The sequence below is a fragment of the Fodinibius sp. Rm-B-1B1-1 genome (genome assembly GCF_038594945.1).
In the GTDB taxonomy this organism is placed as follows: Bacteria; Bacteroidota; Rhodothermia; order Balneolales; family Balneolaceae; genus Fodinibius; species Fodinibius alkaliphilus.
The window spans coordinates 800,869-817,639 of the sequence record NZ_JBCFYD010000001.1 but is presented as its reverse complement, the minus strand read 5'-3'; the positions used below and the strand labels follow the sequence as shown (position 1 = coordinate 817,639).

Sequence of the window (16,771 nt, the reverse complement as noted above, 5' to 3'; positions counted from 1 at the left end):
ATTATTATGCTGTATTACTAATTTAGTGAGAATGTGAAAATAAAGGCGGCCCCTTTATAGTCACGGTCAATAGTCAGTTCAGCCCCAAGTTGGGCTGCAAAAGTTTGGATGAGCATTGATCCGAGCGAGTCGCCCGTATCCAGATTAAAATTTTCTGGCAGGCCGGGACCATTATCAGCTACGGTTAATACCGCTTCTTGTCCCTGGTTTTGGAGTTTTACTGTTAAAACCCCCTGCTTTTTATCATCAAAAGCGTGCTTGAAGGCATTAACAACAAGCTCATTAACGAGTAGTCCACAGGGCACAACTTTGTCAATATTAATGTTGGCTTCGTCAAGCTCATATTTAACATCAACTTTATTTTGTTTGTTAATGAATGTTGCACTAATGGCTTCTACCAACTCTTCAAGGTATTCATCGAGGTTGATATCAGAAAGGGATTCGGTTTGATAAAGTTTGTCATGAATAAGGGCCATCGAGCGAATCCGTGACTGACTGTCCTGCAGGGCATTATGGGTGCTTTCAACGTCAGTGGTATCTTTTTGGAGATCGAGGAGGCCGGATATAATAGAAAGGTTATTTTTTACTCGGTGATGGATTTCGCGTAGTAGTATCTCTTTTTCTTCTAATGACTTTTGTACTTTTTGGGTCTTGCTTTCAACTTTTCGCCGTAAACTGATGATCCAAACTATTACCCCAGTAAAAATGAGGAGAATTAGTCCCCCTGCCCCATAAAAGTAGTACCGTGGTATGCCCGTGTATTGTAGGTCATCAGGAGTACGCAGGTAAACCAAGTAGTTGTGGCCTGCAAGGTCACTTTTAAATTCTGATAAAACCCCCGTGAAAGATATCTTGTCGCCAATGCTTAGTATATCAAAGTTGAAATCAGTAAACGAGTTATGAAAGTTAGAGAGGAAAACCTTTGGCTCAAACTCATTATTTTCTCTCATTGAAACAGAAAGGTAAATTCCATTATTAATGGTTCCTTTGTCGGTAATTTTACCGGATCCTTCTACCAGCATCCCAATAAACCGGTCAGGGTTGTTTGTTTTGTCTGTTAGTGTTTTGGGAGAAAACGTTTTATTGACCTCGGGATATACTTCATATGAATCCACATAGAGTTCATTAAGCCCATTATAGTTATGTAACCGTCCTTCGAGTACTAAACTGTCTCCAACTTCAAAGGAGTCGCCTCTCATTTTAGAGTAAAAGCGAAGGCCATAGTTATCATTTTGAATAGCGGAAGATAGTCGGGTAGTGTGGATTTGCGAAAATGCAGTATTGGCAATGCCTCCGATCCTGATATGTTGGTCAGCATAATCCAATGTATCATCATTATCTGTATCGAGCAGAACGGTGGGAAAAGACCATGTGGAGTCTGGTGCTGTCTGTGCGATAGAAAAACCTGTGGGGCCCAGCAAGAGTATTATAAGCATGTAAAAAAGAGCTGGAAGTTTATGATATGGAGGCACTGATACAAGAGATAGAATTTTTGAAAAAATCATAAATGATGGAGGTGAAATATGAAACCTAAAGCCTAAACACTCTTTTTGTATATGGCTAACAATCTAATGCAAATTCTATATAGTTACATAAATCCGGTATAAAAATTTGAGAAAATATGTTAAGCTATCAGTTTGGGAATTTAACAGCTAAGATAATGTTGGATAGGTGCATCAATATTACGAACACTTAATCATCAAAATGGGAAAGGGATAAAGTGTAAGATTTTATCCCTTTTTTATTTAAATCTGTTTTAGTATTGATTGGTCAGGTTCTCCCGTTTTGATAGGATTCTCCGGATCGTTGCACCATTCAAACCATCCGCCGTCATAAACCGAAACATTAGGCCATCCCAATAGCCAGGCGTTCCAAAATGCTTCGCTTCCCCGCCAACCGGTTCCGCAATAAAAAGCAATATGCTTGTCAGGCGTAATGCCACCATCTTTCCATGCCGTTTCCACCTCTTGATATTCACGCATAGTGTGATCAAAATTGCGATAGTTTTCCATATGATAGGCGTCACTTCCACAATTGCCAAATACGGCACCGGGGATACGTCCCCTTCTTTCGATATAGTGATAACCACTTCGATTGCCTATAAACTCCTCCCAGCTTCTGATGCTCACCAATTCTCCATCATCTGACGCCAGCAGCTGTTTTGCTTCGGGCGTATCAATCATGTATTCGGGATGGGCAGGAATCGTAATGCCAAAATCGTCAACAGCTGTAGGTTTGGTCGGTTTTGTTGAAAGGTCGTATCCTTCCGTTTCCCAACTGGTGATACCGCCATTCAGTATTTTGATGTCTTGTACACCGGCATATAGCATAATGGCAGCACATCGCAGGGCTCCAAGATGACCAGCACTTTTTCCGGGAAATTTTTCCTGATCATATACCGGAGAAGAAAACCGTCCATAGATTACCACCATGGTATCGTGGCGAATACCCAAGTTTTGCAGTGTTTCTCGCAGTTCTTCAGGAGACCGCCGGTTCCAGGTTTCGGTCGATTCCAGGCTGTTGGTATCCACGGGAATTGCGCCGGGAATATGTCCCTTGCGATAATCTTCGATATGATCGTAATGGGAGTGGCATATGACATAATCGTTATTATCAAAATGAGGTGGTTGCTGGCCATCAATTAACTGCTTTACCCATTGAGGATACACCAGGTGTTTGTATCGAGGCAATTTATCCAATGGTAGATCCCAGTTAGCAGCCCACTCGTCAACAAAATGGTTGTAAGTCATGATCTGCTGGAACCCCAGCTTATCTAACTTTTGAGCCATCATAGTACTGTTCTCTTTGGTATATCCGTAGATGATAACAGGCTGCTCTTTGCGGATATTTTTTTCCTCGAGTACCTCAATCCAATCCATATATTCGGTCCATTGCAGGGGGATACTTTTAGCACTGGGAATATGTCCACCGCGCTTTTCGCCTTCCAATGTCCAGCCGTTATAAGCAGCAATGGGACGAATATCGATTAATACAGCGTCGGTTTCTTCGATATTCGCAATAAGTTCTTGGGTGAATAGGGTGTTCATATTTGATTGATTTTTGATATCGTATGGATATTAGCAAATAGAATTGTTAACAATTTGGAAAAAGTTACGTTCTCTGCAAAAATATGTAGCGATCTGTAGCAAGGGCGTTGCGTTATCGATGTTCTGGATTAGGATGATCAAACCGGCAACCAGCCTCCCATTCGGATCGCTGATTTCCATGAGCAGGTATTCCGCCGGCCTGATCAAGCATGTGTGCCATGTGCATCAAATTCCACGTCATAAATGTGGTATTACGCTGGGTAAATTCGTTATCAAACCCAATGGGGCCATCTTCTCCTTCATCGCCATAACTTGGTCCCGGCCCTGCTTCACCGATCCACCCGGCATCGGACTGGGGAGGAATCACATATCCCAAGTGTTGTAGGCCATAGAGGATACTCATTGAGCAGTGTTTGATTCCATCCTCATTCCCGGTAATCAGGCAACCACCCACTCGTCCATAGTAGGCATACTGTCCTTTGTCATTGAGATTTCCGGAATAGCTATAAAGTCGCTCAATAACCTTGGTAGCAACCGAAGATTTTTCGCCCAACCAGATGGGAGAGCCGATGATCAAAATATTGGTATCCATGACTTTCTGTTGAATTTCAGGCCAGTCATCTTCTTCAAATCCGTGGTTTGTCATATCCGGATATACCCCCGGTGCAATATTGTAATCTACGGGACGAATAACCTCGGTGAAAACCTCATTCTTTTCAAAAATAGACTGCGATACTTCTATCAGTGTTTCGGTATGTGATTCTTTGGGATTTGGCTTAAGCGTGCAATTTAGAAATAACGCACTTAGGTTCGAGAAGTCGGTTTTGTTGCTCTCGCAAAGGTCTTCCTGTTTTTTTGATAGCGTCATAGCCATACCTCTATTTTTAATTAATATTTATATCCCTGGATTGGCCCTCCCACCCCTAATACCATGTGGTTAACAAAATTGAAATAACTGACCACAAGCACTGCATCCAGGATGGCTCGATCAGATAATCCCGTATTTTTAAGCGGAGTTATATACTTATCTTCATCTATACTGTTGAGATGAAGCGTTAGTTCCCTTGCGAGCTGACAAAGTCGCTTGTCAAGATTATTGAGATCCAGCTTATTATAATCCTTCCAAAGTTGTAATGTTTTATTGTTGAAAGATGATGTAACCTGAAGGATTTTTACGAGAAAGAGAGGTGCTTTGCGGTTAGGGTTATAGGCTTTTGAAAAGAATGGTTTTGTATCATTATTAAATAAACTATCTCTCACTCAAATAAATAATAACGAGTTCTTTCCGTATTTATAAAATTGGTGACTTATAAGAAAGGAACAGTAGTTGATTGGAAAGGGAAAATACAGTACTTCTCTTGAAGGAAAGCTTTTAGCTTTCCTTTTCGATACTGCGTAGTGCTTCGAGCAGTGCCTGATACTCTTCGCGGCAATTCCCACATTTATCAAGATGATCTTTGACCAATGGTTTGGCTTCGGCAGGTGATTTCCCGGCCAGCTCCATCTCAGCAAACTCGTGAAGCTCGGCGAAGCACTCATCACAACCAATTTCATGGTCGTCCGTCATCTGTACCGACTTAATGAGGTTTTTTAAGATGTCGAGTGTTAATTCCATTATTATTTATCACTAAAATTTGTTTCTCATAATTACTGATGATGCGGTCATCCAACATCTTACAATTTATTTAACATTTCGTTGGGGTCGATGCCCTCTACGTCAAGTCTATTTTTAATTTTCTTACGGGCATCGTAAACCAGTTTGTAGAGAGCATTACGATTCGTATCCAGTTGCTTAACGACAGCAGGCATTGGCAGTCCCTGAATCATGAGTGCATTAATAGCCTGTTTTTGTTTATCGGTAAGTTCTTCGTTGATGATATGTAAAACTTTTTCAACCAGTTGGGACTCGTGCACTGCCCGGTCTGGGCTGGTACCATCACTGGCAATTGAAAGTGAAAAGACTTCCCTGCTCTCATCATCGGGTTTCAGATCTTCAATAGAAATATCATCGTAGCGCTTGAGCCGGAGTTCAGTAAGGCCTTCCCGAACGGCAATTTTCATGGCCCAGGTAAGGAGCTTGCTGTTACCGCGAAACGAGTCGATGTTGTCCAAAACTTTGAGTAAAGCATCTTGGGCCACATCCTCCACAAACTGGTCGAGCTCGCGGTCAACATATTTATACAATGCCGGCTTAAGTCCGCGAATCAGCTGTGCGCGAAGCTGTTCTACAGCCTGCTCATCCACAGGAGGTTTGAGGGCCTGGATCCATTCTTCATTGGTGTCGTAAGAAGCGTTTTTCTTACGATGTTTTTTAAACCAGTTGAACATATTTAGATGTTCCGTTTCATATTAGATGCTAAATAATAAGAGATATGCGTTCATTCAACCCGGCCCAACTAAGTTATGTAATAATTCTTTGGCATCAATAACAGGCAGCTTTTTCTTTTTGGATAGGCGGACAGGCGTTATTGCCATATGAACAGAACACACAGCAGTTCCCCTTTTGAGGTTTTAAAATTTCCCCGCAGTTTGGGCATTTCCAAAAGTACTGGCACGAATCCTCAGGCATCTTTTCAGTGGTTTGTACTTCACAATGAGGACATGTTATAGTCGACTCTAAAGTTACTTGTTTACTCATTTTCGTAATTGTTTCCCCGTTTCGTTTTCCCCTTCCAAAACTTCCAGAATAGGACAATCGCCCACGGGTTCGTCTTCAGAACACGAGTCAATAAGATCAGTTAGCGTCTCTTTAATCCGCTGCAGATCTTCAATCTTTTTAGTGACATCCTGATATTTTTCTTGTGCCTCTTTTTTGATTTCTGCGCAGGTAGTTTCGTTATCCATACGCAAATTCAGCAGCTCTTTAATTTCGCTGAGTGTAAAACCCAATTCCTGGGCTCGTTTTATGAATCGAATCTGATCGATATGCCGCTGGGTAAAAATGCGATAGCCCGACCGTCGGCGATCCGGTTTGGGGATTAAGTTCCGCTTTTCGTAATAGCGAACGGTTTCTTTATTGACGCCTGATCGCCTTGCAACTTCACCAGTTTTGTAGGTTGTACGCCCCTCATATTTTTTGTCTATATCCTTAAACATGTTTCTCCATTTTTATAAATGAGAAATATAAGGCTGACTTGTTATCTCGCTGTCATCAAGAATTATAGCCGAGGTTTTAATGACCACGGCTATAATAAAACTAATTTTTCTTTATCATAGTTTTGCCACAGCAACAGGTCGGGTTTTGTGTCCCCGAACAATCGCTGGGCGCGCTTTTGGTTACCGTGACTTCACAACCACAACTTTTATCGGGACATTGATAAACTTCTCCTTTTTTTAATGGCATAGCAGTCAGTTTTAATGTTAAAGATACCTTTCATTCCTAATATAAGCCCTGTACCATGGTCGAGAGTCAAGTCCTAATTTTTATTAGATAACTAATGTATAAACGTTAGCCCTTTTTGTTGGGGATATTAAAGGATTCGATTCTCATCAGTGAGGTCAGGCACTTCTCCGCGATAGCCAAATACCCATTTAATAAGTTTAACCATCCATGTAGATTGATTTTGCACGTACCACTGGTCGGCGGCGCGACGTGCCCCAAGTCCATAGCTGGGATAGGGATGAATGGTATCCGCAATTTGGCGAAGGGTTACCCCATTGCGCATAGCCAAAGCATATTCACTGATGAGGTCTCCCCCCTGTTTGCCCAATATGGTAGCGCCTAAAATTTTACCACTCATCTTTTTGGCAAAAATTTTGATCAACCCTTGTGTGGCTCCGTCGGTAATGGCACGATCAATTTTATCGTAGGGAAATCGGTAGGTTTTGTAGGATATATTTTGTTGCTGTAGTTCCTTTTCTGTAGCCCCTACATGTGCCAACTCGGGATCAGTATAAGTACTCCAGGGTACGTGCTTGTTGTCAATTTTCTTAGGTATTTTTAACAGAGCGTTGGTTACAGCTACTTTGGCCATATGTTCCGACATGTGCGTAAATTGGTAGCGTCCCGTTACATCTCCCACGGCATAAATATGTCGCTTGTTGGTACGGCACCGATCATTAACGGTGATGTCTTTTTTTGTGTAGTTGATACCAGCATTATCGAGGTCTAACTTCTTATGATTTGCCGTTCGTCCGGTAGCCATGAGCAGCGAATCAGTTTTATGCTGAAATGCTTCCTCACCAATAGCCCCAGATACCACAATGTTATTGTCACTGTTTTGGGATACGGAGTTGATTTCGGAACCCAGTTTAAAATTGAGGCCGTCATCCCGAAGATAATCATAGAGCATGTTTGTCAACTCGGGATCATCATTAGATAAAATGCGATCCTGCATATCAAAAACGGTTACCTGCGTACCCAACCGCTGAAAAGCTTGCGCCATCTCGATGCCGATGGGACCCGCGCCAATAATGGCAAGGTGGTTCGGCTGTTCCTCCAGTTCGAAAATAGTTTCATTGGTATGGTAAGAGACCTTATCAAGGCCGTTGATAGGCGGAACCATTGCTTTGCTACCCGTAGCAATAATGATAAATCGAGCCGAAGTTTCGTGTTCACCGCCATCCGTTTTGATGTTGACGGTGTGATCATCCACAAACGAAGCCCGCCCAAATGCGATGTCGATGCCCATATTCCGATAAATTTGTGGGTCGTCGGCCTCTTCATACACATCCTGACGTGTTTCTCGAAGACGCTCCATAACCATTTTGAAATCCAAGTTGTCATCAGCATCAAAACCGAACTGTTTAGCTTCATTTATGTTGTGAGCAATTTTAGAGGCATGAAGGAGTGTTTTACTGGGGATGCAGCCGTGCCAAGTACAATCGCCGCCCAGTTTATTCGCCTCAATCATAAGTGTTTTTGCTCCAAAATTTGCGCCCATGCCTGCAGCTGTAAGTCCGGCCGCCCCGCCGCCAATGACAAGTAAATCATATTCGTATTTCATAAATCAGAGATCTGATGTCGTTATTAAAATTACGTTATGAGGAGAATGCCTAATATTTTTGTTTGTCTATTTGATCCCCCATTATCTTTTCATGTTGATAGTTGTAAGAATAATGAATTATAAACCATCAGGATAACAGGAGAACTATTTGTATATAGATAACCGTTGAAGTTACTTTCTTACGTTTTAAGTCAACGGATAAATTGGTAACGACAATAATCTAAATACGCTTACTATAATGAGTGATACCTATTACAATCCCAAGGATTTGAAAAAGTTTGAAGACGTTGGTGAATTTGGTCCCGAACTGGCCGAAAAGTTTTTTGATTACTACGGTGCTGTTTTTGAAGAAGGAGCGCTTACCGCACGTGAAAAAGCCTTAATTGCATTGGCGGTGTCCCATACGGTTCAGTGTCCATATTGTATTGATGCTTATACCACGGAAAGTCTTGAGAAAGGAGCAAGTGAGGAGCAGATGATGGAGGCAGTGCATGTGGCATCTGCGATTAGAGGTGGATCGTCACTGGTGCACGGCGTGCAAATGATGAATAAGACCAAGGACCTGAGTATGTAAATAGAGTGAACAGTGTTTCAGTTATTAGTAGAACAGTTCACATCGCATAACTCAGAACTCAAGATTCACAATCCTATGATTAAATCTCTGAAAACGCTTGAACACAAACTTTCGGATCCAGCTTACCAGCTTGATGTGCTGAATAATTATTCTGAGGCGCTTAAGAATCAACCTAAATTTAAGGAAAAGCTGGAAGAAATAGATCTGTCTCCGCTGAAACCGACGGGTATCGAGATCTTCCAGATGAATGTGGGCTATATGTGTAATATGACCTGTAAGCACTGCCATGTGGATGCAGGACCGGATCGTGATGAAGTAATGACAAAAGAGACTTTTGAGCAATGTTTAGAAGCACTCGAAAACTCGGGAGTTGAGACGGTAGACTTGACTGGCGGTGCCCCGGAGATGAATCCCCATTTTCGCTGGTTTGTGGAAGAAGCATCGAAGCTGGGCAAACATATCATCGTGCGATCGAATCTTACGATCTTGACTACGGCGCCCAAGTACCAGGCCCTGCCAGAATTTTTTGCCGAGCACGGAGTAGAGGTTACCTGCTCACTGCCCTTTTACAGCAAGTCCCGTACTGATCGCCAGCGTGGTGAAGGGACTTATGATAAATCGGTAGAAGCATTGAAAAAACTGAATGAAATTGGATATGGTAAAGATGATACCGACCTGGAGTTAAACTTGGTATATAATCCTGCGGGAGCATTTCTACCCGGTGATCAGGAAAATATGGAAAAAGAGTTCAAGCGTCAGCTCGATAGAAAACACGGTATTACGTTTAATAATCTGTTTACAATTACCAATCTGCCCATAAGTCGGTACCTGAATTTTCTGATGGAGTCTGGAAACCTGGAAGAGTATATGGATCGGCTGATTACTTCGTTTAATCCTGCTGCGGCCAAGGGGGTTATGTGCCGGGATACGATATCAATTGGTTGGGATGGCACGCTGTACGACTGTGATTTCAATCAGATGCTGGAGATGCCGGTGGCAGACAATGCTCCACAGCATATTAGTGAGTGGAACGAGCTCAAGCTAAATAATCGGCAGATTAAGGTAAACCAGCACTGCTTTGGATGCACTGCCGGGGCTGGAAGCAGTTGTGGCGGTACTACTGCAGAATAGGTGTAATAGGTACTAAGCTTAGAAATTGGTTATAGTGTCATCCTGAACTTGTTTCAGGATCTTAAAAACCGCAATAATGAAATAATAACTTCCGAAAGATCCCGGATCGGGGTCCGGGATGACACGGAGAATATATCCCATTTATTAGTCACCAAGTAAAAATAAAGATAGTTCATGCCCAAGAATAAAAAACACCTTTCAGCGCTTATCATTTTTGTTAAAAATCCCGAGAAAGGAAAAGTAAAAACGCGTCTGGCCAAAACCGTGGGAGATGAAAAAGCACTGGATGTATATCATGAGTTGCTACGGATAACAAAGTCGGTGGCAGATTCCATATCCGTCAATAAGCAGGTATGGTATTCGCAATTTGTTGAGGAGAATGATTTGTGGTCGAAAGGCACCTATGAAAAATATCCCCAAGAGGGAGAAAACCTGGGACAGCGCATGCAGCACGCTTTTCGAGAGGCTTTTGAAAGTGAACAACAAAAAGTGGTGATCATCGGCAGTGACTGTGCGTCGTTGCGGAATGAAATTGTGCAGGAAGCATTTAATAAGCTGGATACTCACGAGGTCGTAATTGGTCCGGCGCAGGACGGGGGGTATTATTTGCTGGGGATGTCCGAGTACTATCCTGTATTATTTGAAGGTAAATCCTGGAGCAGCTCTTCTGTTCTGCAGTCAACGGTAGAGCAGGTTGAGAAAATGAATCTTTCATACCATCTTTTGCCCACTTTGAATGATATTGATACCGAAGCTGACTTACGCACATCAAATCGGATTGCTTTGCCATGAGTGAAATAAGCGTTGTGATTCCCGCCTACAACGAAGCGGATACCATTGGACAAACCATTCAAAAAGTAAAAGCCCACAGTAGCGGGTTGGTGGTAGAAGTTATTGTGGTAGATGGCGGAAGCGTGGATGGAACGATGCAAGAAGCTGAGAAAACGGGAGTTATTGTCTTGGAAAGCCCGCGCAAGGGCCGTGCAGCCCAAATGAATTTTGGGGCAGAGCAAGCAAATGGCAGGCTCCTCTACTTTTTACATGCAGATACGCATCCTCCGAAAGATTTTGACGACAAGATGCTACAGGCGGTGAATAATGAATGGGATGCCGGATGTTTTCGCCTCCGCTTTGACTCTGATAACCTTTTTTTGAAATGCTATGCCTGGTTTACTCGCTTTGATGTGGATCTGTTTCGATTTGGGGATCAGAGCCTGTTTATAAAACGGCAGCTATTTTTTGAGATTGGGGAATTTCGCGAAGATCATATTGTAATGGAGGATCAGGAGTTTGTTAAACGAGTTAAAAAAGAACACACGTTTACTATTTTGGATGAGGTTGTGATCACATCCGCTGAAAAGTACCGTAATAATGGTATGGTAAAATTACAGTTGGTGTTTATGCTGATCCTTATTCTTTATTACTTGGGGGCAAGCCAAGAGCGACTGGTACAAATTTATAAGCGATTTATTGATTAAGGATGAGCCTAATATTGGAGGTGCGGCGTTAGATTATTTAAGAGAGAATTGCTTTGTGAGATAGCATGCAAGAGGCGCATTTAATAGTGCTACAGGGATTGGCTAATTATTTCGCTGAGTGTGCCGATCTCTTTAGGACCCGAGAGATGAGTAGTAGAGTCTGGTTGATAAAAAAAGCCATTCCATCCACAATATAGGGATAGAATGGCTTTAATAATTTGATTGTACTATCGAACAACCAGAAACCTAAATCAACGCAAGTAGAACGAAGGGGTTACTCTTCTTCGTCAGCGTTTTGAGCTTCTTTAGCGGCAGCCTTCTCTTCTGCCTTACGGTTCAATTCACGAACCGTATCCTGGTTCTGGTCTTTCTCTTTAATACGCGCTGCTTTTCCTTGTCGGTCGCGCAGATAATAGAGCTTAGAACGTTTAATATCACCTTGTTTTTTGAGCTCTATTTTAGCGACAAAAGGAGAGTAAAGCGGGAAAATACGCTCTACACCAATGTTGCCCGCTGATATTTTGCGCACCATAAAAGTCTGATTGGCGCCGGTACCACGACGAGAAATAACGAGTCCCTCAAACTTCTGGATTCGCTCCTTGTCGCCTTCGCGAACGCGATAGTGTACAACAACGGTATCACCGGTTTTAAACTCGGGATACTCATCATCAATTAATGTCTGTTCTGCTAATTTTAACTTGTCCATAATGTTATCTACTGCTGTTCGTTTCGAAATTTCTTAAAAATATCCGGACGTACATTTTTTGTACGCTCAAGCGACTGTTGGTGTCGCCATTCCTTTACTTTTTGATGATCACCTGATCGTAACACTTGTGGCACTTTCATCCCCTTAAAATCAGCGGGACGCGTATAAACGGGACCTTCCAGCAAATTTTCATTTTGGAAGGAATCCGTTAGTGCACTTTCGGCATCACCCAATACACCGGGCAATACTCGAACAATGGAGTCAACCATTACAAGAGCGGGCAGTTCGCCACCTGAAAGCACATAGTCGCCAATGCTATACGTTTTGGTGATAAATGCATCTATCACACGCTGATCAACACCTTTGTAATGTCCGCATAAAAAGATGAGATTTTTCTCGGTTGACAACCTGTTGGCGTCATCCTGCTTAAACGGCTGACCGTTAGGAGCCGTAAAAATGATCTCATCATAATCACGCTGATTTTGCAGGTGCTCAATGCACGAAAAAATCGGCTGTGGTGTCAAAACCATGCCAGCACCGCCGCCATAGGGATAGTCATCCACCTTGTTGTGTTTATCCTCCGTGTAATCGTGAAGGTCATGCGTATGGATTTCAACCAATCCATCATCCTGCGCATTACCCACGATGCTGTGATTCAGAGGACTTTCCAAAACCTGGGGTACCGCCGATATGATGTCAATGCGTATCATTTATATACCTCTTAGTTGTTTCAGGTTTTTGCATTGAATTTGTTGTGCCTCTTCATCGATACCGACAATATATTCCTCCACAACGGGGATGAGCAATTGTTGCTCATCGGTGGTTACCTGAAGTATCGGGTGTGCCGGGTTTTCCAGCATTACATCTACAGCACCGACTAACTTTCCATCAGAAAATACTTGGAAAGAAGTTAGATCGAGCGGACGTTCATCCGAATCCAACAGGGATTCTACCACATCGCGATCGGCAAATACCGAGAAGTTTTTAAGCTCTTCGGCCTGCGTGCGATCAGCTACGTGTTCAAATTTTACAAAGAACGAAAGCCGGTTATTTTTTTCTTGTACCCGAACCGACTCTACCCGGGCAGGGATCAAATCCCCTCTGGTCGTTTCAATACGAACCAGATCAAGAACATCAAAAAGCGAAGGCGCGTAAATATCGGGAATGATTAATACTTCTCCCTGTACGCCGTGTGATCGGGAGATATACCCGATCTTTTCATACTGGTTTTCAATTGGTTCCAGCATCTGTTCTGTTGATGGATGCCATCTTAAAGATGGTGTCCATCTTTATTTAACTATTCTCTTTCTTGTCATCCAAAGCACGTTGAACGGTGACCCGATCTTCGTCTTCAGGGACAAAGCCTTCAAGCTCATCAAGAGGTGTATTCTCGATATGTTCAATAGCTTCTTTCGCTAACATATCGGTAGATACTTGTCCTTCTGCTTTTGATTCTTCTTCATCCTCATCTGCAGCGTCTTCCGTATCTTCCTCTTCATCATCAGAAGCTTCAACCTCTTCCTCAGTTTCGTCATATTCTTCCTGAGCTTCAGTCTCTTCTTCAGAATCGTCGCCAGACTCTTCCTCTTGAGCTTCGACTTCTTCCGTTTCTTCATCAGCAGCTTCCTCTACTTCTTCGTCTGCTGTTTCTTCTTGTGCTTCGGCTTCTTGCTGATCATCTTCATCAGCGGCCTCGGCCTCATCTGCCTCTGCAGTAGCTTCATCAGCATCCTCTTCTTCCTCTTCGTCAGATGCAAGAGCTTCCTGCTTAGCTTTTTCTTTGGCAGCCTCTTCAGCTTTCTTTTTAAGCTGCTTCTGGAATTCTTTTTCCTCGGCTTCTAATAGTGCCTGTTGACGTTCTTTGCGCGTAGGAACTTTTTCCTCCTTCTCCTCGCGACGTTCACGCCACTCAGCAAGAGCTTCTTCAATTTCTTCTTCCGACTTGCCCCAACGGTACAAGTGCATTTCGTACATGATACCTTGGTTCTTGAAAATAGAACGAACGGTATCAGTTGGTTGAGCACCTTGCTTTAACCAGTGTAGTGCACGTTCTCTGTCCAGATCAAGCTGGTTGTTGGGTGTTACGTTATCAAAACGACCTAAATCTTCAATAATGCGTCCATCTCTGGGCTTGCGGTTATCCGCAACAACAATATGATGGATAGGTCGCTTTTTTCGACCTCTACGTTGTAATCTTATTCTTAACAATGGATTATTTCCTTAGTTTTAAATTTGCGTTGATTTTGTATAGAGGATATTGTCGGAATCTTGCGCAATATTTATATAAAAAAGATGCCAACTGGGCTAAACAGTTGGCATCAATGGTATTAACCAAATGGTAAATTTCCTTTCATTCCCTTCATACCTTGCATCAATTTGCCCATCTTGCCCATACCCGAGAACGACTTCATCATCTTCTTCATCTGTTCAAACTGCTTTAACAGATCGTTGATATCCGAAACGCGTGTCCCGGAACCTTTGGCGATTCGGCGTTTTCGCGTGGCGTTTAAAATATCCGGATTGTGCTTCTCTTCCGGAGTCATTGAGCAAATGATTGCCTCAATAGGCTTGAAGGAGTCTTCATCAATTTCAGTGTCTGCTTCTTGCAGGGCTTTTCCAGCGCCGGGAATCATCCCAACCAGATCCTGGATATTACCCATACCTTTCACTTGCTGCAGCTGCTGATAAAAGTCATCGAGATCAAACTCATCCGACTTAATCTTTTTCTGCAGCTTTTGTGCTTCTTCTTCATCAAATTCTTTTTGTGCCTTCTCCACCAATGATACCACATCACCCATACCGAGGATTCGTTTCGACATTCGCTCGGGATAGAATGGAGCAAGGGCATCCAGCTTTTCGCCGGTGCTTACAAACTTGATCGGTTTTTGGACCACCTTCTTAATTGAAAGGGCCGCCCCGCCGCGGGTGTCACCATCAAGCTTGGTAAGTACAACACCATCATAATTGATGGTTTCATTAAATTCTTTGGCCGTGTTTACCGCATCCTGGCCGGTCATCGAATCCACGATGAATAATGTTTCATCGGGTTCAACCGCCTTTTTAATTTCAGCCACCTCATCCATCATTTCTTCATCCACGTGCATACGTCCGGCTGTATCAATGATAACGGTATCTAATGCCAGACTTTTGGCCATGTTTACGGCCTCTTTGGCCACGCGCACAGCATCTTGCTGATTGATGGAGTAGACCGGCACGTCAATAGAGTCGGCCAGTGTTTTGAGCTGATCAATAGCTGCCGGACGATAAACGTCGGCCGCGGCTAAAATAGGATTACGATTGTTTTCCTGTTTCAAGTAACGAGCCAGCTTAGCGCTGAAGGTTGTTTTACCAGAACCTTGCAAGCCGGCAATCAGAATAACGGTCGGTGGCGTATGTGCAACAGAAATGTCCACACGCTCTTGACCCAAGATATCGGTCAGCTCATCATGTACAATTTTCGTAAACTGCTGACCGGGATTGACGGCGGTAAGCACGTCTTCTCCCATCGCACGCTCTTTTACCTTGTTCGTGAACTCTTTGGCAACCTCGTAGTTCACATCGGCATCGAGCAGAGCGCGACGTATTTCTCTCACCGTTTCCGCAATGTTGACGTCGGTGATCTTAGCTTCTCCTTTCAGTTTCTGAAAGGCGCTATCTAATTTTGATGAGAGATCTTGAAACATTTGTTTATTGTAATCTGAGTTTTTAAAACTTATTCACTTACTCCCAAATACGGCATGGGAATAAGAGTCCCGCAAAATAAGGACAATTTTCTGTGTTATCAACAGAATTATTTAATAGAAATTATGATAAGAATAACGACAAAATGTGTAATGACAGTTTTTATGTTTCTTTTATTATCTTCCCACAGAAATCTATTGAATTCAAAGAAATTGAGGATACTATTTTATGGCTGACCAACAAGGATATGGACTGCTTAAGGGAAAGAAGGGATTGATCTTTGGTGCCCTTGATGATCGCAGTATCGCATGGAGAATCGCCTTAGCGTGTAAACGTGAGGGGGCAGAGTTTTCATTATCCAACGCTCCGGTGGCCCTGCGATTCGGGGATCTGGATGATCTTGCCGAAGAAACGGGGGCGGAAGTTTTTCCCTGCGATGTGACGAATGAAGATGAAATAGAAGAGCTGATGCAGAACGTAAAAGAAGAGCACGGTCAAATTGACTTCATGCTTCACGCCATCGGGATGTCTCCCAATGTGCGTAAAAAGAAGGGCTACGAAGAGCTCAATTATAACTGGTTGCAGCAAACGCTGGATATCTCTTCGGTATCACTGCACAAAGTTATCCGCTATGCAGATGAAGCTGATATCTTGGCTGACGGCGGGAGTATTGTTGCGCTTTCGTACATTGGCGCGCAGCGCATTTTTTCAAAATACAGCGATATGAATGATGCCAAAGCGCTGCTCGAAAGTATCGCCCGAAATTATGGTAGTCGCCTGGCCGATCGCGGTATTCGCGTGAATACGGTATCGCAGGCACCGACCAAAACATCAGCAGGAAGTGGTATTAAAGGTTTTGACGGGATGTATACTTTTGCTGACAAGTTGGCTCCGATGGGGAATCCTACGGCTGATGAGTGTGCGGATTATTGCGTAACATTGTTTTCTGATCTTACGCGTAAGGTGACCATGCAGAATCTGTATCACGATGGCGGATTTGTCACAGCGGGAATTAATGAGGAGATGATTAACGACCTGGCTGAAATGTATGCCGATGATGAAGGGGATGAGTAACACGTCATCTCGTTTAATATGCTATTCAGATGCCCGGTGTTTTCGAAATGCCGGGCATTTTTTGTTTTGGACAACCCCTCTTACATCTCCCCCTTTAAAAGGGAAGAATATTTATTGCTTAGGATATTATGCAA

19 protein-coding genes are annotated in these 16,771 nt (G+C 43.1%); 5 read left to right on the top strand and 14 right to left on the bottom strand.

Features of this window, described 5'->3' with window-relative positions:
* Positions 1-17 precede the first annotated feature (17 nt).
* From AAFH98_RS03775 to AAFH98_RS03735, 9 genes are all read right to left on the bottom strand, one after another.
* On the bottom strand, positions 18-1,436 hold the full coding sequence (locus AAFH98_RS03775; RefSeq protein ID WP_342521342.1) for a sensor histidine kinase: 1,419 nt from the start codon (positions 1,434-1,436) through the stop codon (positions 18-20).
* Positions 1,437-1,745: 309 nt separating this feature from the next.
* Positions 1,746-3,047 (bottom strand): rhodanese-like domain-containing protein, encoded by a 1,302-nt coding sequence (locus AAFH98_RS03770; protein ID WP_342521341.1) that lies wholly within the window; start codon positions 3,045-3,047, stop codon positions 1,746-1,748.
* A 112-nt stretch (positions 3,048-3,159) separates the two neighbouring features.
* On the bottom strand, positions 3,160-3,915 hold the full coding sequence (locus AAFH98_RS03765) for a flavodoxin family protein (RefSeq protein WP_342521340.1): 756 nt from the start codon (positions 3,913-3,915) through the stop codon (positions 3,160-3,162).
* 20 nt (positions 3,916-3,935) lie between these two features.
* Positions 3,936-4,307 carry a carboxymuconolactone decarboxylase family protein gene (locus AAFH98_RS03760; protein ID WP_342521339.1) on the bottom strand — a complete coding sequence of 124 codons (372 nt, stop codon included), beginning with the start codon at positions 4,305-4,307 and terminating at the stop codon, positions 3,936-3,938.
* Positions 4,308-4,419: 112 nt separating this feature from the next.
* The gene (locus AAFH98_RS03755; protein WP_342521338.1) at positions 4,420-4,662 is read right to left on the bottom strand and encodes an anti-sigma factor; all 243 of its coding nucleotides are present in this window, start codon (positions 4,660-4,662) and stop codon (positions 4,420-4,422) included.
* A 59-nt stretch (positions 4,663-4,721) separates the two neighbouring features.
* A complete protein-coding gene (locus tag AAFH98_RS03750; protein ID WP_342521337.1) occupies positions 4,722-5,375 on the bottom strand; it encodes an RNA polymerase sigma factor in 654 nt (217 codons plus the stop codon).
* A 94-nt stretch (positions 5,376-5,469) separates the two neighbouring features.
* Positions 5,470-5,685, bottom strand: coding sequence for a GDCCVxC domain-containing (seleno)protein (locus AAFH98_RS03745; protein WP_342521336.1), 216 nt, complete (start codon positions 5,683-5,685; stop codon positions 5,470-5,472).
* Positions 5,682-6,143 carry a heavy metal-responsive transcriptional regulator gene (locus AAFH98_RS03740; protein WP_342521335.1) on the bottom strand — a complete coding sequence of 154 codons (462 nt, stop codon included), beginning with the start codon at positions 6,141-6,143 and terminating at the stop codon, positions 5,682-5,684. Before AAFH98_RS03740 ends, AAFH98_RS03745 begins: the two co-directional genes overlap by 4 nt.
* A gap of 374 nt (positions 6,144-6,517) precedes the next feature.
* Positions 6,518-7,993, bottom strand: a complete 1,476-nt coding sequence (locus tag AAFH98_RS03735; RefSeq protein WP_342521334.1) for a dihydrolipoyl dehydrogenase family protein — start codon at positions 7,991-7,993, stop codon at positions 6,518-6,520.
* Positions 7,994-8,231: 238 nt separating this feature from the next.
* On the opposite strand from AAFH98_RS03735, the gene AAFH98_RS03730 reads away from it, so the two are divergent.
* The 4 genes from AAFH98_RS03730 to AAFH98_RS03715 all read left to right on the top strand — a co-directional run bounded on the left by AAFH98_RS03730 (position 8,232) and on the right by AAFH98_RS03715 (position 11,176).
* Entirely contained in the window at positions 8,232-8,567 is a 336-nt protein-coding gene (locus AAFH98_RS03730; RefSeq protein WP_342521333.1) for an arsenosugar biosynthesis-associated peroxidase-like protein, read from the top strand.
* 78 nt (positions 8,568-8,645) lie between these two features.
* Complete coding sequence (arsS, locus tag AAFH98_RS03725) at positions 8,646-9,698, top strand: arsenosugar biosynthesis radical SAM (seleno)protein ArsS (protein ID WP_407935486.1); 1,053 nt, start codon at positions 8,646-8,648, stop codon at positions 9,696-9,698.
* A 174-nt stretch (positions 9,699-9,872) separates the two neighbouring features.
* Complete coding sequence (locus tag AAFH98_RS03720) at positions 9,873-10,490, top strand: TIGR04282 family arsenosugar biosynthesis glycosyltransferase (protein ID WP_342521330.1); 618 nt, start codon at positions 9,873-9,875, stop codon at positions 10,488-10,490.
* A complete protein-coding gene (locus AAFH98_RS03715; RefSeq protein ID WP_342521329.1) occupies positions 10,487-11,176 on the top strand; it encodes a TIGR04283 family arsenosugar biosynthesis glycosyltransferase in 690 nt (229 codons plus the stop codon). Before AAFH98_RS03720 ends, AAFH98_RS03715 begins: the two co-directional genes overlap by 4 nt.
* A gap of 274 nt (positions 11,177-11,450) precedes the next feature.
* Here AAFH98_RS03715 and rplS read toward each other — a convergent pair whose 3' ends face one another.
* From rplS to ffh, 5 genes are all read right to left on the bottom strand, one after another.
* Positions 11,451-11,882, bottom strand: coding sequence for a 50S ribosomal protein L19 (gene rplS / locus AAFH98_RS03710; protein ID WP_407935476.1), 432 nt, complete (start codon positions 11,880-11,882; stop codon positions 11,451-11,453).
* Between the two features lie 8 nt (positions 11,883-11,890).
* Complete coding sequence (gene trmD / locus AAFH98_RS03705) at positions 11,891-12,589, bottom strand: tRNA (guanosine(37)-N1)-methyltransferase TrmD (RefSeq protein WP_407935485.1); 699 nt, start codon at positions 12,587-12,589, stop codon at positions 11,891-11,893.
* A gap of 3 nt (positions 12,590-12,592) precedes the next feature.
* The gene (gene rimM, locus AAFH98_RS03700) at positions 12,593-13,129 is read right to left on the bottom strand and encodes a ribosome maturation factor RimM (protein WP_342521327.1); all 537 of its coding nucleotides are present in this window, start codon (positions 13,127-13,129) and stop codon (positions 12,593-12,595) included.
* Positions 13,130-13,175: 46 nt separating this feature from the next.
* Positions 13,176-14,090 carry a 30S ribosomal protein S16 gene (rpsP, locus tag AAFH98_RS03695; RefSeq protein ID WP_342521326.1) on the bottom strand — a complete coding sequence of 305 codons (915 nt, stop codon included), beginning with the start codon at positions 14,088-14,090 and terminating at the stop codon, positions 13,176-13,178.
* Between the two features lie 119 nt (positions 14,091-14,209).
* Entirely contained in the window at positions 14,210-15,565 is a 1,356-nt protein-coding gene (gene ffh, locus AAFH98_RS03690) for a signal recognition particle protein (RefSeq protein WP_342521325.1), read from the bottom strand.
* 226 nt (positions 15,566-15,791) lie between these two features.
* Between ffh and AAFH98_RS03685 the strand changes: the two genes are divergently transcribed.
* The gene (locus AAFH98_RS03685; RefSeq protein ID WP_342521324.1) at positions 15,792-16,637 is read left to right on the top strand and encodes an enoyl-ACP reductase FabI; all 846 of its coding nucleotides are present in this window, start codon (positions 15,792-15,794) and stop codon (positions 16,635-16,637) included.
* The last annotated feature ends 134 nt before the right edge of the window (positions 16,638-16,771 follow it).